The sequence below is a fragment of the Pedobacter superstes genome, assembly GCF_037622515.1.
GTDB lineage: Bacteria > Bacteroidota > Bacteroidia > Sphingobacteriales > Sphingobacteriaceae > Paradesertivirga > Paradesertivirga superstes.
Map to the genome: position 1 here is coordinate 81,580 of NZ_JBBJCN010000005.1, position 25,748 is coordinate 107,327.

Below are 25,748 nucleotides of genomic sequence, written 5' to 3' on the forward strand. Positions count from 1 at the left end.
AATGGGACGCAAATTATTATTAGAACATATCAACGTTCCCGGAATAAATACTTTCGATGTGTATCGTCAGAAAGGCGGCTATCGTGCTGTTGAAAAAGCGCTGAAAACCATGTCTTCTGAAGATGTAGTTGAAGAAGTGAAAAAGTCCGGTCTTCGCGGGCGTGGTGGGGCAGGTTTTCCTACCGGGATGAAATGGAGTTTTCTGGCCAAACCAGAAGGTAAACCACGTTACCTGGTGTGTAATGCAGATGAATCTGAACCAGGTACATTCAAAGACAGATATTTAATGACCTATATTCCTCACCTTTTGGTGGAAGGAATGATCGCGGCCAGTTATGCCCTGGGTGCAAATACATCATATATTTACGTACGTGGCGAAATGATGCCGCAAATACGAATTCTTGAGAAAGCCATTGCCGAGGCAAAAGCTGCCGGTTTTCTTGGAAAAAATATTTTAGGCTCGGGTTTCGACCATGAGATGTATGTACAACCCGGTGGCGGGGCTTATATCTGTGGCGAAGAAACGGCATTAATTGAATCGCTGGAAGGAAAAAGAGGGAATCCTCGGATTAAGCCACCTTTTCCTGCGATATCCGGTTTGTATAACTGCCCTACTGTAGTAAACAATGTAGAATCTATTGCCGCGGTTGTGCCTATTATTAACGACGGTGGCGATGAATATTCTAAAATAGGAATTGGTAGAAGTACAGGTACCAAGCTTATTTCTGCTTCGGGCAATTTAAATAAGCCTGGAGTCTATGAAATTGAATTGGGTGTTCCGGTTGAAGAGTTTATTTATTCCGATGAATACTGTGGCGGAATTGCGAATGGCAAACGTTTGAAAGCGGTTGTTGCCGGTGGTTCATCTGTTCCGATTCTTCCGGCAAACCTTATTCTTAAAACCACTAATGGTGAAAATCGTCTGATGACTTATGAATCTCTGGCGGATGGTGGTTTCGCTAGTGGTACGATGCTTGGTTCCGGAGGTTTTGTGGCCTTTGATGAGGATCAGTGCATAGTAAGAAATACCTGGAACTTCTCGCGTTTTTACCATCACGAAAGCTGCGGACAATGTTCTCCTTGCCGCGAAGGTACAGGCTGGATGGAAAAGGTGTTACACAGGCTTGAATACGGTCATGGTAAATTAAGTGACATTGATTTACTGGTAGACGTTTCGAAGAAAATAGAAGGAAATACCATTTGTCCGCTTGGAGACGCCGCCGCATGGCCTGTGGCTAGTGCTATCCGTCATTTCAGGGACGAGTTTGAGTGGCATGTAAGCCAACCGAAGGAAGCAATGGAAAGAAATTATGGTTTGGCAGGTTATGCTGATCCCTTGGAATTAATTCAAAATTAAAAAGTAAAAATTAAAAATAGCGTTAACCTTAGAAGTCCGAACTAAGAAGCAGGGTGTTCGAGAAGAGACGTTAGAAAATTAGGAACTTATTGATGAGAGCGCTGAGCTATATAAATAATTGCTTCTATAGTCACCAATCTCGATAAGAATAATTGATGTACTCGCCTTAAATGCATTTTTAATTTTGATTTTAACTTTTATAATGCTTCATGCAGGCATTTTTAATTTTAACTTTTAGCTTTTAACTTATAATGAAAGTTACAATAGACGGAATAAGCATCGAGGTAGAGCCGGGAACAAGTATCCTGAACGCTGCCCGTCAAATTGGCGGAGACATTGTTCCTCCGGCAATGTGCTATTATTCTAAACTGGAAGGCAGCGGGGGTAAATGCCGCACCTGCCTTGTGAAAGTAAGTAAGGGTTCAGAAAAAGACCCCCGGCCGATGCCTAAGCTTGTGGCTTCATGCCGCACAGCGGTAATGGATGGCATGGAGGTCGAAAATATTACTTCACCGGAAGTGAAGGAAGCCAGAAAAGGTGTTGTAGAGATGCTACTGATCAACCATCCTTTGGATTGTCCGGTATGCGATCAGGCAGGCGAATGTCATCTGCAGGATCTAAGTTATGAACACGGTTCTGAAGCTACCAGGTATGAATTCGAACGCAGAACATTTGACAGAATTGATATAGGCGATAAGATTCAGCTGCACATGACACGCTGTATTTTATGCTATCGCTGCGTATACGTAGCAGATCAGTTGACCGATAGCCGCGAACACGGTATTCTGGGTCGTGGTGATGCTTCAGAAATATCCACTTATATAGAAAAAGCAATCGATAACGACTTTTCAGGGAATGTAATAGACGTTTGTCCGGTTGGAGCGCTGACTGATAAAACTTTCCGCTTCAAACAGCGCGTTTGGTTCAGCAAACCGGTTGATGCTCATCGTGATTGTCCTACCTGCACCGGAAAAGTTGCTTTATGGTACAAAGGTGAAGATGTTATCCGGGTAACCGCTCGTAAGGATGTATATGGCGAAGTGGAAGAGTTTATCTGCAATACCTGCCGTTTTGAAACTAAAAATACAAAAGACTGGGTAATTGAAGGACCAAGAAAGATTTCAAACCATTCGGTTATTTCATCAAATCATTACGAACAATTAGTTCCGCCAGCTGTGGTAAGAAAAAATCACGCTTTGCAGGAAGCAAATAAAGAAGAATTCGAAAGAGCAACTAAACATCACTAATGGAACTGGCATTCGTTATAGAGAAATTCGTTTTAGTTACTGTAATATTTATGGTATCCTTAGGTGTCGCAGCCTATTCCACTTTGGCAGAACGTAAAATTGCAGCTTTCCTTCAGGGAAGAGTTGGCCCGAGCAGAGCAGGCTGGGGCGGTATGTTTCAGCCATTAGCAGATGGAGCAAAAATGTTTTTTAAAGAGGAGATCATTCCAACTCAGTCTAATCCGTTTTTATTCATTGCGGGACCTTCACTGGCATTGATGACTGCATTAATCGGGAGTGCCGTAATTCCCTTCGGACAGTCATTAACTTTTGGAGATAAGGTTATTAACCTCCAGGTAGCCGATATAAATGTAGGCATCCTGTATATTTTCGGAGTAGTTTCTCTTGGAGTTTACGGAATAATGATTGGTGGATGGGCGTCAAATAATAAGTTCTCACTGATGGGGGCTATTCGTGCGGCATCGCAAAACATCAGCTATGAAATAGCGATGGGGCTTTCAATTATCGCCCTTTTGATGGTGACCGGAAGCCTGTCTCTTAAAACTATTGCCGAACAGCAAAGCGGCTTTTTAAACTGGAATGTCTGGGCGCAGCCACTGGGCTTTTTAATTTTTATTATTTGCGCCTTCGCGGAATGTAACCGGACACCATTCGATTTGCCTGAGAGTGAGAACGAACTGGTAGGCGGCTATCATACAGAATATTCTGGGATGAAGCTTGGAGGGTTTTTATTTGCCGAATACATCAATATGTTTGTATCATCGGCAGTAATGGCCACACTCTACTTCGGGGGCTACAATTTTCCTTTTATGAATGATCTGGGGCTACCTCCGAATGTTATAACCATTATCGGAGTTCTGTTCCTTTTTGCCAAGATATTCTTTTTCATTTTCTTCTTTATGTGGGTTCGCTGGACTGTTCCGCGTTTTCGCTATGATCAGTTAATGAATCTGGGATGGAAGGTGCTTATCCCCTTAGGAATAGCAAATATTGTGATTACAGGGATCTGGATAATAGTAAAGGACACTTATTTTAAGTAAAAATAAAAAGTAAAAAGTAAAAAGTAAAAAGTAAAAAGTAAAAAGTGCCACTGCAATAGCAGAGTGGCTGATGAAACAGGTTGAGATAAAATAGGCTTAAAATTACAGTATAGGCTTTGCTTTTACCTTTAACCATAAAAAGTAAAATATTGAAACAAGGTTAGATAAGAAGAAAAGTGTGGTTGGACCTGATGCAGCTTTCACCTTTTTGCTTTCACCTTTTAGCTTAATTATATGGAATCATTAAGTAACAGAAAAAAAGTAATCGAGCAAAAGCCTATGAGCCTTGCGGAGAGAATGTATCTCCCGGCAATAATCAGAGGACTGGCCATTACTTTCCGCCATATGTTCCTAAAGAAGGAAACAATCTTTTATCCTGAGCAGGAAAGACCTATGTCTGAAAACTGGCGCGGTTTGCATTCACTAAAAAGAGATGAAGCGGGCAAGGAACGTTGCACCGCTTGTGGCTTATGCGCACTGGCTTGTCCGGCCGAAGCGATCACCATGATTGCTGCTGAACGAAAAAAAGGAGAAGAGCATTTATACAGGGAAGAGAAGTATGCCGCAGTGTATGAAGTAAATATGCTTCGCTGTATCTTCTGCGGACTGTGTGAAGAGGCCTGCCCTAAAGAAGCAATTTACCTTGACGGACCATTTCTCAAAGCGGATTATCTGAGAAAAGATTTTATTTTCGGTAAAGATAAACTGGTTGAGGCTCCGTTCAAATCGTAAAAAATTATACCTTTGCCCATCTTTTCCGCATATAAGGAGAAGCAGGGCAAAGAAACAAACATACAATTAATGAATTTATTCTATTTAATTGCTTTTTTATCCATCTTCTTTTCGTTACTGGTTATCTTTTCAAAGAATCCGGTGTACAGTGTACTGTATTTAATAGTTACTTTTTTCACCTTTACTATCCATTATATTTTACTGAATGCGCAGTTTTTAGCAATCGTAAACTTTATTGTTTATATGGGTGCCATAATGGTTCTTTTCCTCTTCGTTCTGATGCTCCTTAATCTCAACGAAGATTCTGAGCCAATGAAATCAAACCTGATAAAAATTGCGGGTGTGGTTGCAGGCATGTGCTTACTGGTAACCCTTGTTGGTTCAGTTAAGGCTCTAGGTTCATCTGCTCCTGTGATTCTTAAAAATCCTGAAATCGGCCTGGTAAAGAACCTTGGAAAGGTACTGTTTAATGAATTCCTTCTTCCTTTTGAAATATCTTCTATTTTATTATTATCAGCAATGGTTGGAGCTGTTTTACTCGCTAAAAAGGACCCAAAGAAAATATAAATGGAATCTATAACAAATTCAATCCAGGGAGTTCCGCTAAATCACTACATCTTATTCTGTTCCATCCTTTTTTGTATCGGGGTAATGGGCGTATTAATTCGCAGGAATGCCATAGTGATATTTATGTCTGTTGAATTAATGCTTAATTCTGTGAATCTTCTTCTTGCTGCATTTTCGGCGTACAGAGGTGATGCCTCAGGACAAGTATTCGTGTTTTTTGTAATGGCTCTTGCCGCGGCCGAGGTGGCTGTAGGTTTAGCAATTATTGTTATGATATATAGAAATACCAGCTCAACAGATATTAATGTGTTGAACAGGTTAAAGTGGTAATATTTTTTTGAGATTTAAACGTCGAAAACGTTCATGATAAATTTAGTTTGGCTGGTTCCTTTATTTCCATTAATAGGATTTCTGATCATTGGCCTGGGCCGGAATATTTTACCTAAAACACTCGCAGGAATTATTGGTAGTCTTACAGTATTCCTTTCATTCGCAACCAGTATTGCGATCTTCTTAGAATTAAAGGGAAGTGCAGCCAAAACCTTTGTGGTTCCTTTATTCGATTGGATACAAGCCGGAAATCTTCTGGTTCCTTTTTCATTCCAGATTGATCCCTTAAGTTCGTTAATGCTGCTTATTGTAACGGGTATCGGTTTTCTGATCCATGTTTATTCGATAGGCTATATGCATCACGATACTGGCTTTGGGAAGTTCTTTTCCTATTTAAATCTATTTGTGTTTTTCATGTTGCTGCTGGTATTGGGTTCCAATTATGTGGTAATGTTTATAGGATGGGAAGGTGTCGGATTATGCTCATACCTGCTGATAGGCTTCTGGTTCACAAATCCATCGTACGCTAGTGCAGCCAAAAAAGCATTTGTAATGAACCGTATCGGAGACTTAGGGTTTTTAATTGCAGTATTCCTGATTTTCAGCACATTCGGGAGCCTTGAATTTTCAAATGTATTTCCGCAGGTAGCCACATTAGCGCCGAATAACAGCATGCTCACGTTGATTACGCTGCTACTATTTGTAGGTGCGATTGGTAAATCGGCTCAGATTCCTTTATTTACCTGGTTGCCTGATGCAATGGCCGGACCAACCCCTGTTTCGGCATTAATACATGCCGCTACGATGGTTACAGCAGGTATTTACATGATTGCACGCTCAAATATTTTATTTACCTTATCGCCATTTACACTTATGGTTATTGCAGTGATCGGTATTGCTACAGCAATTCTGGCCGCAACAATAGCTATTACCCAAACCGATATTAAAAAAGTTCTTGCGTATTCTACAGTTTCGCAATTGGGTTATATGTTTTTGGGATTAGGGGTTGGTGCTTACACCGGTGCTTTCTTCCACGTGCTTACACATGCATTCTTTAAAGCATTATTATTTCTTGGTGCCGGATCGGTTATACATGCCATGAGCAACGAGCAGGATATGAGATTTATGGGAGGATTAAAAAAGAAGCTTCCTATTACCTTCATCACTATGCTTGTTGGTACCATCGCGATAGCTGGTATTCCGCCATTCTCAGGTTTCTTTTCCAAAGATGAAATACTGGCCCATGCTTACGAACATAATAAAGTTTTATGGGTACTTGGTGTGATTGGAGCTTTGTTCACCTCATTCTATATGTTCAGAATGTTGTTCCTCACTTTTAACAACAAGTTCCGGGGTACGCATGAGCAGGAACATCATTTACATGAATCTCCGCTCTCGATGACTGTGCCACTGATTGTATTGGCTGTTCTTTCTGCTCTGGGTGGATTTTTAGGTGTCCCTGAAGTACTCGGAGGCCATCACTGGCTGGCTGATTTTCTGAGCCCGGTATTTTATCAGTCGAGCGTAAGAACCGGCGGGTTGAAACTCGATCATTCAACTGAATATCTTTTAATGGGTATTTCCGTTGCCGGAGCCTTAATTGCTGCATTGATCGCTTTTGTTAAATATGCAAAGAACAATCATGTGCCACTTGCAGATACTGCGGAAAGGGGTTTACTGGCAAACTTATCATACAACAAATATTATATCGACGAGATTTATTATGCCATTATTACTAAACCTTTAAATGCTTTGTCAGGCTTCTTCTTTAAAGTAATAGATAAGGGGGCGATAGACGGCTTTGTTAACGGATTAGGTAAGGGAACTACCGAAGTCAGCAAAGGTATGCGCCTTTTACAGTCGGGCAATATTGGTTTTTATATTTTTATGATGGTGGCTGGCATTGTTGGCCTGCTTCTTTACGGGTTCTATAATATATAATAAAAGGGATAAGAACATATAGATGGAAATTTTACTGCTTATATTTTTACCCATACTCGGTGCAGTGCTTACATCCCTGCTTGGTAAATCACAACAGGCAAGAACGCTGGCATTAATATGGTCATTGCTGTCATTAGGCTTAACAGTTTATCTTCTTATTGCTTTTAACCAACACTCCTCCAGATTTCAGTTTGCTGTTGATTACCCATGGTTAAGCACTTACGGCATTCGCTTTAGAGCGGGTATCGATGGAATCAGCATGATGATGGTCTTGCTGACAAATGGCTTAATCCCACTTATTATTCTCTCCAGCTTTAAACATCATTATAAAAATAGCGGTGCTTTTTACGGGCTGATTCTCTTTATGCAAAGTGGTTTATTACTGGTTTTTACTGCTCTGGATGCATTCTTGTTTTACATAGGCTGGGAAGCTGCTTTGATCCCGATATACTTTATCTGTGCCATATGGGGAGGAGAGAATCGTATTAAGGTTAATCTTAAGTTTTTCATCTATACCATTGGCGGTAGTTTAATAATGCTTTTAGGCATTATTTTTATGTACCTGAACACTCCTTATAAAAGCTTCAGTATCGATGCATTTTATAATCTGAATCTCGATGCCCATACGCAAGGATGGGTATTTTGGGCATTCTTTCTTGCTTTCGCAATTAAAATGCCTGTTTTTCCTTTTCATACCTGGCAGCCTGATACGTATACCGAAGCTCCTACTACTGGGACTATGCTGTTATCGGGGATCATGCTTAAGATGGGTATTTACGGAGTTATTCGCTGGTTAATTCCGGTTGCGCCTTTGGGGTTTGTGGAGTGGGGACAAACCGCTTTAATATTATCTATAATTGGTATCGTTTATGCTTCTTTAATTGCCTTCACACAGAAAGATGCCAAGCGTTTGGTGGCTTATTCCTCTATTGCCCACGTGGGTTTAATATCCGCAGGAATATTTGCGTGGAACCCTCAGGGAGTTCAGGGAGCTATGATCCAAATGATCAGCCACGGTATCAATGTTTTCGGATTGTTCTTTGTGCTGGATATCATCATCAGGAGATTAAATACACGGGAAATAAGCAGCATGGGAGGCATTGCCAAAGTGGCGCCCCAGTTCGCTATCGCTTTCCTGATTATTTTACTGGGTACAGTAGCCCTTCCGCTTACCAATGGGTTTATCGGGGAATTTTTACTCCTGTTAGGAGTTTATAAATACAATATCTGGGCAGCAGCAATATCCGGTCTTACAATAATTTTCGGTGCTGTATATATGCTCAGAATGTACCAGCGAATTATGCTTGGCGGAACAAACGACAATACTATTAATTTCGCAGAAATTGATGGCACCGAAAAAGTTGTTTTGTTTATAGTTTGTGCTCTGGTAATTTTTATTGGTGTTTACCCTCAGCCATTATTAGACATTTCCGATGCTTCTGTGAAAACATTGATTGAGTTTGTTAATAATCGCATCGCAGGAATAAATCCATATATACATTAGACAGTGACGAAAACATGGATGTAATAATAACGATATCTCTTTTAGCCATACTGGTTTTATACCTTGGACTGTTCAAAGCAGGTAAGGCTCTTTTACCTGTTTCAATCGTGGGATTGGTTGTGTCACTCGGACTAACCGTTAACCACTGGGATTGGGCCAACAATGTGCGTACAATTTTTAATGGTATGCTGTTGTTTAATAACTTTGCCGTTGCTTTTTCAGCAATTGCTATTGCCTCAACTATATTAATTTTACTCCTTTCTAAGGATTATTTTGAGCGTATCAGCAGTAATGTGGCGGAGTATTATACCATCATTCTTTTTTCGCTTGTTGGAATCATTATCATCGTTTCTTACCACAATTTATCCATGCTGTTTATTGGTATAGAGATTATGTCGGTGAGTTTATATATCCTTACCGGGATAAAAAAGCGTGATTTCGCTTCGAATGAGGCAGCTTTGAAATACTTTCTCATGGGTGCCTTTTCAACAGGATTTCTGTTGTTCGGTATTACCCTGTTATACGGGGCCTCAGGGTCGTTTGATTTATCAGAAATCAGACAATATGTAGCTTCCTCGAATTCAGAGATATCCCCGATATTTTATGCCGGTATACTTCTCACTATAGTTGGCTTGTGTTTTAAAGCCGGGGCGGCTCCTTTTCATTTCTGGACTCCTGATGTGTATGAAGGCGCTCCTACGCTTATCACGGCATTTATGAGCACTGTTGTAAAAACAGCGGTTTTTGCGGCTTTTCTAAGACTGTTCTATATGTGTATGGCTCCATTACAGGATTTCTGGACACCGGTTTTAGTTGTACTGGCTTCTTTATCATTGCTGATAGGAAATGTTACAGCTGTGTATCAGCAGCATTTTAAAAGGATGCTGGCATTTTCAAGTATCTCTCATGTTGGTTATATGTTGTTTGCTTTAATAGCAATCAATAGTTCATCCGATAATGCAGTTTTTGTATATGCGGCAGCTTATACCATAGCTTCCATAATTGCATTCGCAGCCTTAATGGTGGTTCAGCGTCAGGTGGGTAACGATAGTTTCGACAGCTTTAATGGTCTTGCGAAAAAGAATCCTTTATTGGCGATTACCCTGACTGTGGCGATGCTTTCACTAGCAGGTATCCCTCTCACTGCCGGCTTTATCGGTAAGTTTATGATGTTCACCGGTGTATTGTCTAAGTATCATACATATCTGGTTGTCTTCGCCGTGCTTAATGCAATAGTTGGTATATTCTATTATCTGCGTGTGGTTGTTGCCATGTATTTTAAGGACGCCGAACGCAACGAATTACTGGTTCCTGCCTACTTTAAAGTTGTCTTAATTATATCTACCCTTGCTACCTTAATTTTAGGGATTTATCCTGGTTTTATTTCCGATCTGATCTGATTATTAAAAAATTAAAATTTATTTTAATAATCGTAGATTTACGGGTATTCAAATATGTACGAAATCTGGGATTCAATCCAACATCTTATGCATCCGGAGACTTTACTGAGGGAAGGCGGATTTTATCTCCTTCTTTTCGTGGTATTTGCAGAAACCGGACTTTTTTTTGGATTCTTCCTTCCAGGCGATTATTTGTTATTCCTGGCAGGGATGTTTGTAGCAACAAATAAGCTTGATGTCAGCATTTATTTATTGATAGCAGGTTTGATTGCTGCAGCTATTTCAGGAAATTTTGTGGGTTACTGGTTCGGGATGAAAACGGGTCCTGCTTTGTACAAACGTAAAGATTCGTTTTTTTTTAAACAGAAATATCTGGCAGCGGCAGAGGCCTATTATAATAAACAGGGCGCCTTTGCCTTAATTATGGGTAGATTTATTCCGATAGTAAGAACGTTTGCCCCTATCATCGCTGGTATGATCGGCCTTGATCATAAGAAGTTTGCCTTCTATAACGTATCCGGAGCTTTACTCTGGATATCATCCTTAACACTCCTTGGATATTTCCTGGGGATTAAATTTGCAGATGAGGTTAATGAATACTTATTCTATATTATAATGGGTTTCATCGCAGTTACAGCGATTCCTTTAATATGGACATACTTAAAAAGAAAATTACCCTAAACAAAATATCAATAGTTTAGTTGAACGAAAATATAGATTACATATGAGTAAAGACCACCCCTGGCATTGCGTTTCACCCGGTGAAGATATTCCAAACCTAGTTAATGCCATTATCGAGATCCCTAAAGGCTCAAAAGCAAAATATGAGATAGATAAAGAGTCGGGACTTTTACGGCTCGACAGAATTCTGTTTTCATCTGTAATGTATCCTGCGAATTACGGATTTATTCCTCAAACATATTGCGATGATCATGATCCATTGGATATTTTAGTTCTGTGTTCGGCAGATGTGTATCCTATGTCAATTATCGAAGCAAAGGTAATCGGAGTAATGCATATGGTGGATAATGGCGAACAGGACGATAAGATAATCGCAGTAGCTAAAAACGATATGTCTGTTAATTATATCGACGATTTAACCGAGCTCCCTCCGCATGCGATGAAAGAAATTGTACGTTTTTTCCAAGATTATAAAGCTCTGGAGCATAAAAACGTATCCATTGAGGATCTTCTGGGTAAGGAGTATGCCTATAAAGTGATCGAAGAAAGCCTGGAGCTTTATAAGAGCACATTTGTAAACCTTATTTAAAAGAATGGGCCTCCAGATATTTTGGACTTTCTTCCTGGTTTTCCTGAACGGATTTTTCGTAGCAGCAGAATTCGCTATTGTAAAGGTCCGAGCATCCCAGATCGAAATTAAAGCGAAATCGGGAAGCCGTGTTGCTAAAATTGCCAAACACATTACACAGCGTTTAGACGGGTATCTTGCCGCTACACAACTGGGTATTACTTTAGCCTCTTTAGGCTTAGGTTGGGTTGGTGAATCGGTAATGGAACATATTATTACCAATGTGCTTACTTTTTTCCATGCCGAACCAGCGTTTATCGATTCGATGGCCAATACAGCATCTCCGATAATCGCATTCTCGGTAATTACCATTATGCATATTGTATTTGGAGAACTGGCGCCTAAATCTATTGCAATACAGCAGCCTATAGGAGTTACTATGGCTATTGCTTTTCCTCTTCATATCTTTTACCTTGTTTTCAGACCTTTCATTATATTGCTTAATGGCTTTGCCAATGCTCTTCTAAAAATATTTGGTATCAATGCTATCGGCTCTCATGAATCAGCGCATACGTCCGAAGAGCTGCAATATCTGCTTGAACAGGGGAAAGAAAGCGGCGCCCTGAATTTAAATGAGCATGAGCTTATAAAAAATGTGTTCGATTTTAATGAGCGGGTGGTGAAGCATATCATGGTACCCCGTACTAAAATATCGGGAATCGAACAAAACACACCGGTAGATGAGCTGATTGATACCCTGGTAAAAGAGGGCTATTCGCGTATGCCCATATACGAGGAAACTATTGACAAAATTATTGGTGTGATCCATGCCAAAGATATCCTTCCGCTATTGGCGCAAAAAAAGGAGCTTATTTTAAAGGATATCATCCGGAAACCTTATCTGATCCCAGAAACTAAGAAAATCAATGATCTTCTGGCTGAGTTTCAGCTTCGCAGAATTCAGATTGCAATTGTTTTGGATGAATTTGGCGGCACTGCCGGTATGGTTACATTAGAAGATATTGTTGAAGAGCTTGTAGGGGAGATTCAGGATGAGTATGATGAAGAAAAGCCGATTGTCGATAAAGTTTCTGACGGCGAATTTATAGTAAATGCCTCCGCTACAATTTATGATGTAAACGAATATCTTCCCCACGATTTGCCTGAAGATGAAGATTATGATACGGTTGGTGGTCTGGTGGGTGCCTTATTCGGCAAAATTCCCGAAGTTGGCGAAAGCAAAGAGTTTTACGGTTACAATGTAACGGTATTAAAGAAATCTGAACAAAACGTTGAATCAGTAAAGATGGAACTGGTCATTAATCCTGAGGATGTTGTTGATATACATTAAATAAAGGTGAACTATGCACCTGTTTTATACACCAGATATTTCCGGGGACAGTTATGAGCTTAATGAAGAAGAAAGCCGGCACTGTTCCAAGGTGCTTCGACTTGAGCAAGGCGACAAGGTAAACCTTATCGACGGGAGAGGAGGCTTTTATTTAGCTGAAATTGTTAACTCTCATCCTAAGCATACCAGTTTAAAAATCCTGGAGCATCATCAGGAATATTCCAGACGTAACCATTATCTTCATATCGCGGTAGCGCCAACAAAGAACATAGATCGTTTTGAGTGGTTTCTTGAAAAAGCTACCGAGATCGGGATTGATGAAATCACCCCAATTATTTGCGATCGCTCTGAAAGAAAGGAAGTAAAAACCGAACGTCTGAATAAGATCATAACCTCGGCCGTAAAGCAATCGCTCAAAGCTTATCATCCCAGGCTTAACGAACCGTGCCGGTTCAAAGATTTTATAAGCAAACCCGCAGCAGAAAAATTCATTGCTCATTGCATAGACAGTGAGAAAAGTTCTTTAAGTGACAGGATAACGCTTCATGGCAATTACACTATTTTAATTGGTCCGGAAGGAGATTTTTCTACCTCCGAGGTAGAAAATGCTATTGATTCAGGATATATTCCAGTAACTTTAGGAAACAGCCGCCTAAGAACAGAAACCGCCGCTCTTCAGGCCTGTTTTGAAATAAACTTTTTGAACCGCTAAAGCCTCATTAAGAGCTTTTGCAGGTAACCAATAAAATAAATGTAATCTATGAAAAGGCTGCTTCTCCCTGCGTTGATTTTGCTTGTTATCCTGAGTGGTCTGAAACCCCCTTCTTACAGGCTAGGGAAACTAAAATATAACGGAGGAGGGGATTGGTATGCTAACCGGAGCGCGCTGGTTAATCTTATTGAATTCTGCAATAAAAATACAGGTACGAACTTTGAGCCGGAAGAATCAATTGTTGAAGTGGGCAGTACAGATTTATTCAATTATCCTTTTGTTTATATGACAGGTCACGGCAACGTGGTGTTTTCCGATCAGGAGGCTGAAAATCTTCGGAAATATTTAATGGCCGGTGGATTTCTTCATATCGATGATAATTACGGCATGGACAAATTTATTCGTCCGCAGATGAAAAAAGTATTTCCTGAATTGAGTTTTATAGAATTGCCTACCAACCATCCGCTTTATCAGCAGAAGTTTAAATTTCCGGCCGGGCTTCCCAAGATACACGAACACGATGGAAAACGTCCGCAGGGACTGGGGCTGGTATACAAGGGGCGGGTTGTTTGTTATTATACCTATGAAACGGATCTTGGTAACGGATGGGAAGATGCAGGCACTTATGAAGATAGTCCGGAAACCAGGGAAAAAGCTCTGAAAATGGGCTCTAATCTTGTTCAGTATGCTCTAACACAATAATATGTATAAAGTAAAGGTAAATGGAAGGTATCTGTTCGCTTTTAGCAGCGATAATGGTGCTTTAACTTATGATGGAGAAAATGTTCAGATAGATCACAAGCTTAACAGCAGCACTCTAAGCCATATACTTTATGAAAATAAATCTTACCAGATAGAGCTTATTGAGCATCGGGCGGCAGAAAAAATACTTGTACTAAAAGTCAATTCCAAAGAATACCTGGTGGAAATTTCGGATCAGTATGATGAACTGCTTCATAAGCTGGGGTTTGATAAGGCGGTGTCAAACCATATTAAAGAACTGAAGGCTCCAATGCCGGGGATGGTATTAAATATACTGGTTAAAGAGGGTGATAAAATTGCCAAAGGTGATAACCTGGTTATTTTAGAGGCTATGAAGATGGAGAATATAATGAAATCTCCTTCCGATGGTATTGTGAAAGAGATCAAAGTAATGATTGGTGATAAGCTTGAAAAGAGCCAGGTGATAATGGGTTTTGAGTGAAATTTAACTTTAAAACTTGAATGTTTGGCCTCGCTCTGAGGGAGTTTTCATTAAACAGGAGAGCAGGTGAGGCGATAGTTAGCATAGTGGCATCCCTCTCTGCCTTCGGCATCTCTCCCAGAGGGCGAGAAAGCCCACCGCTCCCTTGCAAACGCCATAATTACAATCGAACTCAGCTTTATATATTTTTATCTTCAATCACCTTAAAGAAATTGTCCCGGTAGGTATCTCCGATGGGGATGGTTTTGTCGCCAATTTGAATCCTGCTTCGTTCGATACTCTCAATTTTATCAATGGATATGATATAAGATTTGTGAACCCTGATAAATCTGCCTGCAGGTAGGTTTTCTTCCATTTTTTTCATATGCTGAAGCGTGATGACACGTTCCGTTTTTGTGAAAATGGAGATATAATCTTTTAGTCCCTCAATGTAAAGAACATCGTCAAGATATATTTTTTGTATCCGATGTTCGGTTTTTACAAAAATAAAAGCATTTGGACCGCTGTCAAGATTCTTGCTGTTATTTGCGGGAGGAGTAAGCTGTTGAATTGCATTCTGAACTTTTACTACTGATTTATAAAATCTGTCGAACGCAATGGGTTTAAGTAAATAGTCGGCAACATCCAGTTCATATCCATCAAGGGCATACTGTGAATAGGCTGTGGTGAGTATCACATTACATTTACCGTTAATGATTTTGAGAAATTGTATGCCTGTTAATTCTGGCATCTGCACATCCAGGAAGATCAGATCCACCTCATCTTTTTGTACTATGGCCAGGGCCTCAAAAGCACTTGTCGTTGCTGTTACGAGTTTTAAAAAAGGTACCTTTTCTATATAATCTGTAAGGATATCAAGAGCTAAAGGTTCGTCATCTACAACAAGGCAGCGTATCATTTTATAAAGTGTCTATCCCGCTATAAGCCAGGATTTGTCTGGTAGCGAAGATATTGATTTATAGCGCATTTTTCCAAAAAGATACTGGACTGTAACTTTTTCCTGCCTGCATCCGTCTATATAATACACACAAACCTAAAACTATCATAGCATGAAAAGATTTGCATTAAGTGCCTTAGTGGTAACAGCTGTTTTACTGCAGGCATGTTCGTCTGAAGTATATAATAATTCGGCTTATTTAAACCAGGCAGGCGTGGAAGGAAAGAGGGTTGCCATACTTCCGGCTGAGGTGGAATTAACAGGACGTATGCCTGCAGATTTTAGTGAAGCGAAAAAGCAGCAGACTGAGGAGTCTGAAAGTATACTTATTCAGCAGGAGATATATAATCAATACCTGTTTAAATCTAAACCGAACAGGAAAAAGAAAAAGTATGTTGAGTTAATGAATGTCGACCAGGTGAATAGTAAACTGAGGGAGAAAGGAATTGACACCCGCAAGTCATGGACTATGAATCCAGATAGTTTGGGTAAATTAGTGGGAGCAGATATGGTGTTGAAGGTTAGGGTGAAGAAGAACCGGATCATGTCTGATGCTGCCGCTTTTGGCATCGGGGTAGCGACTACAGTGCTGGGGAATATCTTAAACAGAGGGAATGGTACAAATACCTCGGTAAATAACAGTGCAAAAACTTATAATATGTTTTTTGATGCAACTTTAACCGATATAAATAACCATGCGGTAATAACCAAATTTACGCATGACAGCAATGCAAGCTGGAGCCAGCCTCCTGAAAAAATAATTGAATCATCTGGAAGGAAGATTGTAAGAAAAGGAGGTATTTATGTTCAAAAGTAGAGGCTGAGTAATTCCTTCACAAACGCACGGAGGTACAAAGATTTTGATTGGTATTTTTCTCTGTGCCCCTGGCGTCTTAATGGCTGATTTTATAAACTCAACCATTTCTTTCGTATGGCTAATTGTTCTGTTGTCGCGCTTTTATCTATTTCAATACGGTATTTGCCTGAAGTTGCCTGAGTAATAGTCACCTCAATAGTCCGAATAATTCCATCTCTTGAAATGATTGCTGTAAGTTTATCGCCTGTTTTTTTCACAGCGATATGTTTAGCTAAGTCGGTGATTCCTTTACTGTCTGCAACTCCGGTAATCCGGTAATCATCAATGGCAATTAATTCATCATTTACGTTAAGGCCATCGTTCCAGGCAGCGCTTCCTCTTTGTACCGCTGTAATTACTACCTTCCCATCTCTTACTGCCGTAGCTATTCCAAGTGATGGGTTTGGTTTTCCGGCATAATCGTTAACCAGATACAAACCCGCATGACCCAGGTAAGAATTGAAACTTATGGGCTCAGTGCCATTAATATATTTAGTATAAATTTCATCAAGAGATTTACCCGCTATTTTTTCGGCCATGGCTTTAAATTCCGCATCGGTGTATCCTCGTTTCTGATTTTTATAAAATTCATCATACATGGCTTTCATTACATCATCAAGCCGCTTTTGACCCTTGGTTGAACCAAGAATTTCCAGGTCTAAGATCATTCCGATCAAGGCCCCTTTATCATAATAAGAAATAGTGCTGTTCCTGGAGTTTTCGTTCGGCCGGTAATATTTTATCCATGCATCAAAGCTGGCTTCACTTACTGGCTGAATTCTGTTTCCAGCCTGATTTTCTACCGTATTTATATCAGTTGTAAGTGTGCTGATGTATTTTTCCGGAGAATATATTCCGGTGCGGCGCAGCATTAAATTATCATAATATGCTGTAAAGCCTTCGGCAATCCATAAATTACGGGTGTAATTTTCATTGCTGTAATTAAATGGTCCTAAAGCCTCTGGGCGTAATCTCTTTACGTTCCATAAGTGGAAGTATTCGTGAGCCACCAAGCCTAAAAAGCTTTTGTAGCTGTCCTCCTCTGCATATCCAAGTCGTATTGCCCCAAGAACAGTGGAATTAAGATGCTCTAAACCTCCGCCACCGGCAGATGTATTATGAACAATAAAAACATACCGTTTATTAGGGTTTTCTTTGAATATATCAGTTTCAGCTTCAATGATTTTAGTCATGTCTTCAGCTAATTCAGTTTTATTATAATTCCCACCGCCATACATGGCAACTTCGTGTTTTACACCCGCAGCTTCGAATTCAAAGGTATCGTGAGTACCTACCTCTAATGGTGAATCGTATAGAATATCATAATCGGGAGCATAGAAGGTTTGATTTTTTCCTTTTACAGGATCTAATCCAGTTGATATTTTGTTCCAGTTTTTATAAGGTTTAATAACAATTGTTGAAGGAGATTTAAGCATTCCTTCAGGATACATTAATAGTCCGCTTGGTGATAAAAATGCATGCGACGCATCCACAAAACTGGTCCGTACTGAAAGCTCAAAAGCATATACCCGGTAACGAATGCTGATGTTTTGGTTCCGCGTATCTGAAATACGCCATGTGTTTTTGTCGATTTTAGCTGCCGATAAGATGGAATTGGAAGAATTTCTTGCAGAAAAGCCTTCTACATTTTTTGCAAACTCTCTCACCATGTATGACCCTGGTGTCCAGACAGGCATTTTTACGTCAAGGTAATTGCCTTTACTCTCTTTAATGTTCATTTCAATATCAACATAATGTGCCTGAGCTTCGGGAAAAGAAATTTGGTAAGCTATTTCGGATTGAGCAAAACTTTCTTCCGTGTTAAGTGCCATAAATAAAATATAAATAAGGGGGTAAATCAGAGCCTTCTTCATTATTCAATTTTAATCAAAAATTTTGTATAGCCAACCACAACTTATTTCAGATCTGTAAAATAGTTGGTACTTTCAACTAATACTATTTAGCCAACTTACCTTTGTAAAGGTTATGAGTATTAAACAGCCATTGGCACATCTTCTGGTTTCGGTAACGAAAAAGTATTTAAGCATCTTTTCGCAACAAACAGAAGGAGTAGGTATAGACAGATATCAGTATGTTCTTGTTCTGATTAATTTACATGACGAAAAATTAACTCAAAAGGCGTTAAGTGAATTATTGGAAGTGGACAAATCGTACATGGTGAATATTATCGACTATCTGGCAGATAAGGGATACGTGGTACGGGAAACAAACTTAAAAGACAGGCGGCAGCATTTGATTAAATTAACCGAGAAAGCGAGAGCTGTGGTTCCTGAGATTGAACAGGTTATAGCGGGTTTAAACAAGAAATCAATGGAAAATTTATCTGAAGGTCAAATTGAAATATTTTCTGAGGTACTGGTGCAGATTAACAGTAATTTGTCCGGGGGTATACCAAGTGAGATCATTATAAATTACAAGAAATAAAGAAAATGAAACTTAAACATATTATTTACGCGGTACTTATTATCTGCTTCGGATCTCTGATTGTATACCGCATTTCCAAAAATAAGGAAGTGGCCGGACAAGGCGGAGGTGGCAAGAAGGGAGGGCCGGGTGGGTCCGAGCAAAGACCTATGAGCGTAAATGGTATAGTTGTGATGCCCGTAAATTTTGCCAATTCACTAACGGTAACCGGTTCTATTGACGCAAATGAAGAAGTTCGTATAATAAGTGAGGTTTCCGGTATTATTAAAGGGATTTATTTTAACGAAGGAAGTAATATCAGAAGGGGGCAGGCACTGGTTAAAATAGACGACTCTGAGCTAAGGGCGCAATTGGCCCAGGCAAATACAAAGCAGAATCTATCGTCGGAAAATGAAAGAAGGGCCCGTTTATTATTGCAGAAGGAAGCAATCAGTCGGGAAGAGTATGATATTGCTTCGGCAGATTTTCGTACGTCCAGAGCCCAGACCCAGCTGATTCGTGCCCAAATAGCTAAAACTGTGATCAGCGCACCCTTTAGTGGCCGGATAGGACTCCGGGCTGTTTCTGTGGGTGAGTATGTAACTCCTGCTATGCCGATAACTAATTTGGTAAGTATTAATCCGGTTAAGATTACTTTTTCAGTTCCGGAGAAATATTCACGACAAGTAACGGCAGGAACAGCCATTAATTTTACGGTAGCGGGTTCTACGCAGGTTTACACTGCCCGGGTATATGCAATTGAACCCAGGATAGAAGCAGCAACACGGACATTACAGTTAAGAGCCAGGGCAGATAATCCCTCAGGATTACTTATTCCCGGGTCATTTGCCAATATTTCATTACCCCTCACAACTATTGAAAATGCTATTTTGGTTCCTACCGAAGCTATCATTCCTGTTCAGGATGGAAAAAAGGTTTTTGTAACCGACAGTGGTAAAGCAAAAGAAGTCATGGTTCAGACATCTACCCGTACCGAGAAAGATATTTTAGTGACTTCAGGGTTAAAAGCAGGGGATACCGTGTTAACTACCGGAATTATGACAATGAAAGAAGGAAACAAGGTGAAGGTGAAAACAGGAAACAGAAAAAGCGTGAAGCTATGAGTTTATCAACCACAAGTATAAGACGGCCGGTTTTTACTATTGTAATTAACCTGATGCTCATCCTTTTTGGAATAATCGGTTATACCTTTTTGGGTGTCAGAGAATTTCCTTCTATCGACCCGGCAATAGTATCGGTCAGAACAAGTTATTCTGGTGCTAATTCGGATATTATTGAATCTCAAATTACAGAACCCCTCGAAAAAGCAATAAATTCTATTGACGGAGTACGGAATATAACCTCCTCAAGTAACCAGGGAACCAGTAATATCACTATTGAATTTAATCTGAGTAAAAATTTAGAAGAAGCTGCTAATGATGTACGGGATAAGGTTTCCCAGGCAGTGCGCAGTTTGCCTGAAGATATAGATTCTCCTCCGGTTGTCTCAAAAGCGGATGCAGATTCGGACCCTATTATTACAATGACCGTCAGAAGCAGTACGCGGGATCAGTTAGAATTAAGTGATTATGCAGAAAATGTTATCTCCCAACGATTTCAGACTATTCCCGGAGTAAGTAGTGTGCAGATCTGGGGTCAGAAACGTTTTGCTATGCGCTTATGGTTAAGTCCTGAGAAATTAGCTTCTTACGGGCTTACTGTATCTGATGTCAGGGATGCTTTAAACCGGCAGAATATTGAATTACCATCCGGTAAAGTGTCGGGGGCAAATACTGAGCTCGTTGTAAAAACTCTTGGAAACCTCTCGAACCAGGAACAGTTCAATAATCTTATAGTTAAGTCTGATGGAGATAAAATAATAAGGTATAGCGATATCGGATCTGCAGAACTGGGCCCGGAAAATCTTGAAACTAAAATGAGTGAATCGGGCCAGCCTATGATTGGTTTGGCCATTATTCCTCAACCCGGAACAAACTATCTGGAGATTGCTGGTAAATTTTATGATGAATTCGAAAAGTTAAAAAATGAAGCGCCAAAGGACTTGCAACTCGACATTGCGATGGATAACACGCTGTTTATAAAAAAATCAGTTGTTGAAGTTGCCGAGACAATTTTGATAGCGCTTATTCTGGTAATCTTAATTATATACTTATTCTTCCGAGACTGGGGAATTGCTTTCAGACCATTAATTGATATCCCGGTTTCTTTAATTGCTACCTTCTTTATTATGTACCTGGCTGGGTTTTCTGTAAACGTACTGACCTTACTGGCCATTGTACTTGCAACAGGCCTGGTTGTGGACGATGGTATTGTTGTTACAGAAAATATTTATAAAAAGGTAGAAGAGGGCATGTCGCCGATTGAGGCTGCAATTAAAGGTTCAAACGAAATTTTTCTGGCTGTTATTTCTATTTCTATTACCCTGGCCGCGGTATTTCTTCCGGTAATTTTTCTTGAAGGTTTTGTAGGGAGGCTATTCAGAGAGTTTGGGGTGGTTATCGGGTCGGCTGTATTGATTTCAGCGTTTGTATCGTTAACCTTAACCCCCATGCTTAATGCCTATTTAATGAAAGGCGGAGCCCAGAGGAAGTCGAAATTTTATATTTGGAGTGAACCCTATTTTCAAAAAATGAATTCGGGTTACGCATCGGCCTTAGGCAACTTTATGAAAAAGCGCTGGCTAAGTTTTCCTATTATTCTTTTGTGCCTGGGTATAACCGTTTTTTTCTACACCAAACTTATAAAAGAAACTGCACCCCTGGATGACAGGAGTATGCTACGGCTCCAGGTTTCTGCGCAGGAAGGCGCTTCTTATGAATATACTGATCGCTTTATGCAGGAATTAACGACTTTATTAAATGATTCTGTACCTGAAAAACAGGTCGCGCTTGTTATTACTTCGCCAGGGTTTGGCGGTTCCGGATCGGTTAATAGCGGAATGGTGCGATTAGGACTAAAACAGCCCGGAGAGCGGAAGCGTTCCCAGAAGGAAGTCGCCGAGTATTTAACGAAAGTGACTAAAAAGTATTCGGAAGCACGTGTGAACGTTACGCAGCAACCTACCATATCAGTAAATCGCCGGGGCGGACAACCGATACAATATATTATTCAGGCGCCCAATTTTCAAAAGCTTCAGGAAAAAATACCTCAGTTTTTAGATGTAGCAAGTGAAGATCCTACATTTTCGATGGTAGATGTTAATCTGAAATTCAATAAGCCTGAAATTAACATTACTATAAACCGCGAGAAAGCGCAGAGTTTAGGTGTTTCGGTATTGGATATTGCTCAAACACTGCAGTTATCATTAAGCGGACAACGCTTCGGGTATTTTATGATGAATGGCAGGCAATATCAGGTTTTAGGTCAGTTTGAACGTGAGGACAGAGACGATCCATTAGATCTGACATCATTATTTGTGAGAAGTAATACAGGACAATTAATCCAGCTGGATAATGTTGTTAATCTGGAAGAGCGGAGCAGTCCGCCGCAATTGTATCATAACAACAGGTATCTTTCCGCAACGATATCGGCTGGTTTAGCGCCAGGCAAAAGTATTGGTGATGGAATAGAAGCCATGGATAGAATCAAGGAGAAAGTATTAGATGATACATTTACCACAGATTTATCAGGCGAATCGCGGGATTTCGTTGAAAGCAGCTCAAATACAGCGTTTGCTTTTGGGCTGGCGCTTTTGCTGATCTATCTTATTCTGGCAGCGCAGTTCGAAAGCTTTATTGATCCTATGGTTATCATACTTACAGTACCGATGGCAGTAGCCGGCGCGATGTTTTCATTATGGCTATTCGGACAGACATGGAATATTTTCAGCCAGATCGGAACAATAATGCTGATAGGTCTTGTCACGAAGAACGGGATCTTAATTGTGGAGTTTGCTAATCAGCTCAGGGAACAGGGCAAACCCAAAATGCAGGCTATTATGGAAGCTTCGGAAGCCAGGCTTCGTCCTATTTTAATGACCAGTCTGGCTATTGCATTAGGTGCTTTGCCGATTGCATTGGCCCTGGGCGCTGCCTCTCAAAGCAGGATTGGAATGGGGGTGGTAATTGTAGGAGGAACTATTTTTTCGTTAGTCCTTACCTTATTTGTTATTCCCGGCATTTATTCTATGTGGTCTAAAGAACGTAAACATCATCCTGAATTCGACAGAATAAAGGAATTTGAAAAGGAAGAAGTTATTGCACATTAAGTTGTTTATGAAATTAAAAAATATAGTCTTGTTATTTCTTTTGGGGATTTATGCAGGCACAACATCAGCTCAGGAAATATTAACTCTGGAAGAGGCTGTAAGAATTACTTTAGAAAATAATTACAATATTCTTATTTCAAAAAATGATGCTGAAATAGCTGAACGGAATGTTAACCGGGCCAACGCGGGCATGCTCCCCGCTGTTTCAGGCACTCTGAATAATAATAATACTATTCAAAATAGTACACAAACACGGTCTACCGGCGAGGTTACAGAAAGAAATAACGCGAGAGGAAATAGCCTGAATTACGGTGTTGGACTAAATTGGACTATTTTTGATGGTTTCAGAATGTTTGCCCGGTATGACCAGTTGAAAGAGTTGCAAAGGTTGGGCGATGCCAATCTTCAACTGAATGTTCTGACTACTCTGGGTGATGTCATGGAACAGTATTTTAATCTTGTTCAACAGCAGCAGCAGCTCAAAGCATTCGATACGGCAGTATCCATATCCAGGTTAAGGGTAAAAACAGCTCAAACCCGGTTTGAAGTAGGAAAAGCTGCCCGCCTAGAAATTCTGAACGCCCAGGTGGATTATAATACCGATACTGCCAGTTATTTACAGCAGGAGGTTCTGTACAAAACTTCGCAAATCTCACTAAACGAATTAATGGGAAGGGATGTAAACATACAGTTTCGCGTAGCTGATGGATTTCAAATCGATGAAAGTCTTGTGCTCGGTAAGCTTCTTACCTTATCTATGCAACAGAATCCAGCTTTAAGGGCCGCCCTGATAAGTAAGAGAATAGCTGAATTGGATTTAAAACAGGTTAAAGCTAACCGATATCCCGTTATCGGGTTAAATAGCGGCTATAATTTTAACCGTTCTGAATCAGCCCTGGGCTTTGCGACCCAAACGACCGGACGTGGTTTCAACTATGGCTTGAGCGCTTCTGTAAATATTTTTAATGGTTTTTTGCAACGCAGAAATGAAAAGAATTCGGAAGTGCTAATAAGAAGTGCGGATCTGGATTATCAGCGGATTAACCAAAGCGTAAACGCCCAGTTAGCAAGTGCATATCAAACTTATCTTACCAATCTGAGTTTGGTAAAACTCGAAGAAAACAATCTTAAAATTGCGAGTCAGAACCTGGATATAACCCTTACAAGGTATCGTTTAGGGACTATTACCCAGGTAGAAATCAGAGATGCACAGCTTAATTATTTAAACGCAGCAGTTCGCTTAAATAACTCGAGATACCAGGCAAAAATAGCAGAAGTTTCGTTAAAGGAAATTTCTGGTTCCATAAATTTGTAATATGAATATTATTCATAGTTTTATAAAACTTTTTTAGTGCCCATCCGTAGAAAATAACATCCAACTGCGGTTTATGCCATATATGGAAGACTTTAAATACAAATCTGTGTTGCTCGTGGATGATAGTTATGTAGATAACCTTATCAACCGGAAAATGTTGCAGTCGTATAATTTCGCAGATGATATTACTGTTATTGATTCTCCCTTAAAAGCAATTGCCTATTTACATCAATGTGTTGATGAAGGTACATTTCCCGACGTGATCTTTTTGGATATAAGAATGCCGGAGATGGACGGTTTTCAATTTCTTGAAAATCTGAATGATATTACCGATGTAGAAAATTCCAACTTAAAAATTTATATGTTATCTTCGTCTCTTGACCCAAATGATTTGAAGCAGATTGCCGATAACGATTTGGTGTCAAAATTTATCAGTAAGCCTCTTACTGAAAAAATACTGAATGAGATTGGATAAACATGATTCTTGTAGCCGATAGCGGTTCCTCAAAAGCAGATTGGACAATAACCATAAGCGATACTGAACGGGTAGAGTTTAGCACCAAGGGTATTAATCCTTTTTTTATTAATGAAAAGGAAATTTGCAAGCTCCTTTCAGGCTATGATGAGGTTCAGGAGTATAACTCTAAAATAAAAGAAGTTCATTTTTTCGGTGCCGGCTGCTCGAGTCCGGATAAAAGGGAAATTGTATCAAATGGACTTTCAAAGGTATTTTCAAAAGCTTTTATTAATGTAGAAGATGCTGTTTTGGGAGCCGTATATGCCACGTGCGGTACCAGTAAAGGATTTACCTGCGTGCTGGGTACCGGTTCAAATATTGCCTATTTTGATGGAGAGCGGACTCAATATGGAAAGCATGGAATAGGATTTGTATTGGGGGATGAAGGATCGGGTGCCTATTTTGGTAAGAAAATAATTACAGCTTACCTGTATGGTTTAATGCCAAATGATCTGAAAAAGTCATTTGAGGAGTTGTATGGCATTGATAAGGAAAGCGTTATTGTAAACGTTTATCAGAAACCCTCACCCAATATCTATTTGGCTTCATTTTCCAGATTTATGTATAAGCAGCGGAATAATGAATTAATACGATCTATCTTACTTGAGGGTCTGGAAGAATTTGCCAAAATGCACATTCTCCGGCAAGCCAATTACCAAGCTTATCCCTGTCATTTTGTAGGGTCTATTTCTTTTTTCTTTCAGGACCTTGTAAAGGAGGTTTGCAATAGAAATAAAATTAAGCTGGGAAAAGTAATTGCCAGCCCCATTAACGAATTAACCGAGTACATTATTAAAAAAACGATTTGATTTTTTTTCTGTTGTTAAGGAAATAATC

The 25,748-nt window shown here is 39.9% G+C and carries 24 protein-coding genes; 22 read left to right on the forward strand and 2 right to left on the reverse strand.

The window, feature by feature from the left end; translation table 11 throughout:
• The first annotated feature begins 1 nt into the window (after position 1).
• From nuoF to WG906_RS14500, 15 genes are all read left to right on the forward strand, one after another.
• A complete protein-coding gene (nuoF, locus tag WG906_RS14430) occupies positions 2–1,357 on the forward strand; it encodes an NADH-quinone oxidoreductase subunit NuoF (RefSeq protein WP_339993455.1) in 1,356 nt (451 codons plus the stop codon).
• 251 nt (positions 1,358–1,608) lie between these two features.
• The gene (locus WG906_RS14435) at positions 1,609–2,604 is read left to right on the forward strand and encodes an NADH-quinone oxidoreductase subunit G (protein ID WP_339993456.1); all 996 of its coding nucleotides are present in this window, start codon (positions 1,609–1,611) and stop codon (positions 2,602–2,604) included.
• Positions 2,604–3,644, forward strand: coding sequence for an NADH-quinone oxidoreductase subunit NuoH (nuoH, locus tag WG906_RS14440; protein ID WP_339993458.1), 1,041 nt, complete (start codon positions 2,604–2,606; stop codon positions 3,642–3,644). Before WG906_RS14435 ends, nuoH begins: the two co-directional genes overlap by 1 nt.
• A gap of 234 nt (positions 3,645–3,878) precedes the next feature.
• Positions 3,879–4,376, forward strand: coding sequence for a NuoI/complex I 23 kDa subunit family protein (locus WG906_RS14445; RefSeq protein WP_339993459.1), 498 nt, complete (start codon positions 3,879–3,881; stop codon positions 4,374–4,376).
• Positions 4,377–4,445: 69 nt separating this feature from the next.
• Entirely contained in the window at positions 4,446–4,943 is a 498-nt protein-coding gene (locus WG906_RS14450) for an NADH-quinone oxidoreductase subunit J family protein (RefSeq protein WP_339993460.1), read from the forward strand.
• A complete protein-coding gene (gene nuoK / locus WG906_RS14455) occupies positions 4,944–5,273 on the forward strand; it encodes an NADH-quinone oxidoreductase subunit NuoK (RefSeq protein ID WP_339993461.1) in 330 nt (109 codons plus the stop codon).
• Between the two features lie 33 nt (positions 5,274–5,306).
• Positions 5,307–7,214 carry an NADH-quinone oxidoreductase subunit L gene (gene nuoL / locus WG906_RS14460; protein ID WP_339993462.1) on the forward strand — a complete coding sequence of 636 codons (1,908 nt, stop codon included), beginning with the start codon at positions 5,307–5,309 and terminating at the stop codon, positions 7,212–7,214.
• Between the two features lie 22 nt (positions 7,215–7,236).
• Entirely contained in the window at positions 7,237–8,718 is a 1,482-nt protein-coding gene (locus WG906_RS14465) for a complex I subunit 4 family protein (protein WP_339993463.1), read from the forward strand.
• Between the two features lie 14 nt (positions 8,719–8,732).
• The gene (locus WG906_RS14470) at positions 8,733–10,118 is read left to right on the forward strand and encodes an NADH-quinone oxidoreductase subunit N (protein WP_339993465.1); all 1,386 of its coding nucleotides are present in this window, start codon (positions 8,733–8,735) and stop codon (positions 10,116–10,118) included.
• 54 nt (positions 10,119–10,172) lie between these two features.
• Positions 10,173–10,799, forward strand: coding sequence for a DedA family protein (locus WG906_RS14475; RefSeq protein ID WP_339993467.1), 627 nt, complete (start codon positions 10,173–10,175; stop codon positions 10,797–10,799).
• Positions 10,800–10,842: 43 nt separating this feature from the next.
• Positions 10,843–11,388: an inorganic diphosphatase gene (locus WG906_RS14480; RefSeq protein ID WP_339993468.1), complete on the forward strand. Its 546-nt coding sequence runs from the start codon at positions 10,843–10,845 to the stop codon at positions 11,386–11,388.
• Between the two features lie 4 nt (positions 11,389–11,392).
• The gene (locus WG906_RS14485; RefSeq protein WP_339993470.1) at positions 11,393–12,718 is read left to right on the forward strand and encodes a hemolysin family protein; all 1,326 of its coding nucleotides are present in this window, start codon (positions 11,393–11,395) and stop codon (positions 12,716–12,718) included.
• A 13-nt stretch (positions 12,719–12,731) separates the two neighbouring features.
• Entirely contained in the window at positions 12,732–13,430 is a 699-nt protein-coding gene (locus WG906_RS14490) for a 16S rRNA (uracil(1498)-N(3))-methyltransferase (RefSeq protein ID WP_339993471.1), read from the forward strand.
• 48 nt (positions 13,431–13,478) lie between these two features.
• On the forward strand, positions 13,479–14,132 hold the full coding sequence (locus WG906_RS14495; protein ID WP_339993473.1) for a DUF4159 domain-containing protein: 654 nt from the start codon (positions 13,479–13,481) through the stop codon (positions 14,130–14,132).
• A gap of 1 nt (position 14,133) precedes the next feature.
• A complete protein-coding gene (locus WG906_RS14500; RefSeq protein ID WP_339993475.1) occupies positions 14,134–14,634 on the forward strand; it encodes an acyl-CoA carboxylase biotin carboxyl carrier protein subunit in 501 nt (166 codons plus the stop codon).
• Between the two features lie 178 nt (positions 14,635–14,812).
• On the opposite strand, the gene WG906_RS14505 is transcribed toward WG906_RS14500, so the two are convergent.
• Positions 14,813–15,532, reverse strand: coding sequence for a LytR/AlgR family response regulator transcription factor (locus tag WG906_RS14505; RefSeq protein ID WP_339993476.1), 720 nt, complete (start codon positions 15,530–15,532; stop codon positions 14,813–14,815).
• Between the two features lie 151 nt (positions 15,533–15,683).
• On the opposite strand from WG906_RS14505, the gene WG906_RS14510 reads away from it, so the two are divergent.
• Positions 15,684–16,388, forward strand: a complete 705-nt coding sequence (locus WG906_RS14510; RefSeq protein WP_339993477.1) for a hypothetical protein — start codon at positions 15,684–15,686, stop codon at positions 16,386–16,388.
• Between the two features lie 89 nt (positions 16,389–16,477).
• Here the strand turns inward: WG906_RS14510 and WG906_RS14515 are convergent, their stop codons facing one another.
• Positions 16,478–18,259 (reverse strand): M61 family metallopeptidase, encoded by a 1,782-nt coding sequence (locus tag WG906_RS14515; RefSeq protein WP_339993478.1) that lies wholly within the window; start codon positions 18,257–18,259, stop codon positions 16,478–16,480.
• Between the two features lie 154 nt (positions 18,260–18,413).
• Here WG906_RS14515 and WG906_RS14520 point away from each other — a divergent pair, with 154 nt between their 5' ends.
• The 6 genes from WG906_RS14520 to WG906_RS14545 all read left to right on the forward strand — a co-directional run bounded on the left by WG906_RS14520 (position 18,414) and on the right by WG906_RS14545 (position 25,720).
• Complete coding sequence (locus tag WG906_RS14520) at positions 18,414–18,872, forward strand: MarR family winged helix-turn-helix transcriptional regulator (protein WP_339993479.1); 459 nt, start codon at positions 18,414–18,416, stop codon at positions 18,870–18,872.
• 5 nt (positions 18,873–18,877) lie between these two features.
• Positions 18,878–19,975 carry an efflux RND transporter periplasmic adaptor subunit gene (locus tag WG906_RS14525; RefSeq protein WP_339993480.1) on the forward strand — a complete coding sequence of 366 codons (1,098 nt, stop codon included), beginning with the start codon at positions 18,878–18,880 and terminating at the stop codon, positions 19,973–19,975.
• Positions 19,972–23,079: an efflux RND transporter permease subunit gene (locus tag WG906_RS14530; RefSeq protein WP_339993482.1), complete on the forward strand. Its 3,108-nt coding sequence runs from the start codon at positions 19,972–19,974 to the stop codon at positions 23,077–23,079. Before WG906_RS14525 ends, WG906_RS14530 begins: the two co-directional genes overlap by 4 nt.
• Positions 23,080–23,086: 7 nt before the next feature.
• A complete protein-coding gene (locus WG906_RS14535) occupies positions 23,087–24,394 on the forward strand; it encodes a TolC family protein (RefSeq protein ID WP_339993483.1) in 1,308 nt (435 codons plus the stop codon).
• Positions 24,395–24,476: 82 nt separating this feature from the next.
• Positions 24,477–24,869, forward strand: coding sequence for a response regulator (locus WG906_RS14540; RefSeq protein WP_339993484.1), 393 nt, complete (start codon positions 24,477–24,479; stop codon positions 24,867–24,869).
• Between the two features lie 2 nt (positions 24,870–24,871).
• The gene (locus tag WG906_RS14545; protein WP_339993486.1) at positions 24,872–25,720 is read left to right on the forward strand and encodes an N-acetylglucosamine kinase; all 849 of its coding nucleotides are present in this window, start codon (positions 24,872–24,874) and stop codon (positions 25,718–25,720) included.
• Positions 25,721–25,748: the final 28 nt, after the last annotated feature.

Coding starts and splice junctions, on each gene's coding strand:
- nuoK (WP_339993461.1), top strand. CDS start 4,944: ATGGAATCTATAACAAATTCAATCCAGGGAGTTCCGCTAAATCACTAC.
- WG906_RS14510 (WP_339993477.1), top strand. CDS start 15,684: ATGAAAAGATTTGCATTAAGTGCCTTAGTGGTAACAGCTGTTTTACTG.
- WG906_RS14540 (WP_339993484.1), top strand. CDS start 24,477: ATGGAAGACTTTAAATACAAATCTGTGTTGCTCGTGGATGATAGTTAT.
- WG906_RS14465 (WP_339993463.1), top strand. CDS start 7,237: ATGGAAATTTTACTGCTTATATTTTTACCCATACTCGGTGCAGTGCTT.
- WG906_RS14500 (WP_339993475.1), top strand. CDS start 14,134: ATGTATAAAGTAAAGGTAAATGGAAGGTATCTGTTCGCTTTTAGCAGC.
- WG906_RS14435 (WP_339993456.1), top strand. CDS start 1,609: ATGAAAGTTACAATAGACGGAATAAGCATCGAGGTAGAGCCGGGAACA.
- WG906_RS14490 (WP_339993471.1), top strand. CDS start 12,732: ATGCACCTGTTTTATACACCAGATATTTCCGGGGACAGTTATGAGCTT.
- WG906_RS14480 (WP_339993468.1), top strand. CDS start 10,843: ATGAGTAAAGACCACCCCTGGCATTGCGTTTCACCCGGTGAAGATATT.
- WG906_RS14450 (WP_339993460.1), top strand. CDS start 4,446: ATGAATTTATTCTATTTAATTGCTTTTTTATCCATCTTCTTTTCGTTA.
- WG906_RS14470 (WP_339993465.1), top strand. CDS start 8,733: ATGGATGTAATAATAACGATATCTCTTTTAGCCATACTGGTTTTATAC.
- WG906_RS14505 (WP_339993476.1), bottom strand. CDS start 15,532: ATGATACGCTGCCTTGTTGTAGATGACGAACCTTTAGCTCTTGATATC.
- WG906_RS14475 (WP_339993467.1), top strand. CDS start 10,173: ATGTACGAAATCTGGGATTCAATCCAACATCTTATGCATCCGGAGACT.
- WG906_RS14520 (WP_339993479.1), top strand. CDS start 18,414: ATGAGTATTAAACAGCCATTGGCACATCTTCTGGTTTCGGTAACGAAA.
- WG906_RS14545 (WP_339993486.1), top strand. CDS start 24,872: ATGATTCTTGTAGCCGATAGCGGTTCCTCAAAAGCAGATTGGACAATA.
- nuoF (WP_339993455.1), top strand. CDS start 2: ATGGGACGCAAATTATTATTAGAACATATCAACGTTCCCGGAATAAAT.
- WG906_RS14445 (WP_339993459.1), top strand. CDS start 3,879: ATGGAATCATTAAGTAACAGAAAAAAAGTAATCGAGCAAAAGCCTATG.
- WG906_RS14515 (WP_339993478.1), bottom strand. CDS start 18,259: ATGGCACTTAACACGGAAGAAAGTTTTGCTCAATCCGAAATAGCTTAC.
- WG906_RS14485 (WP_339993470.1), top strand. CDS start 11,393: ATGGGCCTCCAGATATTTTGGACTTTCTTCCTGGTTTTCCTGAACGGA.
- nuoL (WP_339993462.1), top strand. CDS start 5,307: ATGATAAATTTAGTTTGGCTGGTTCCTTTATTTCCATTAATAGGATTT.
- nuoH (WP_339993458.1), top strand. CDS start 2,604: ATGGAACTGGCATTCGTTATAGAGAAATTCGTTTTAGTTACTGTAATA.
- WG906_RS14530 (WP_339993482.1), top strand. CDS start 19,972: ATGAGTTTATCAACCACAAGTATAAGACGGCCGGTTTTTACTATTGTA.
- WG906_RS14535 (WP_339993483.1), top strand. CDS start 23,087: ATGAAATTAAAAAATATAGTCTTGTTATTTCTTTTGGGGATTTATGCA.
- WG906_RS14495 (WP_339993473.1), top strand. CDS start 13,479: ATGAAAAGGCTGCTTCTCCCTGCGTTGATTTTGCTTGTTATCCTGAGT.
- WG906_RS14525 (WP_339993480.1), top strand. CDS start 18,878: ATGAAACTTAAACATATTATTTACGCGGTACTTATTATCTGCTTCGGA.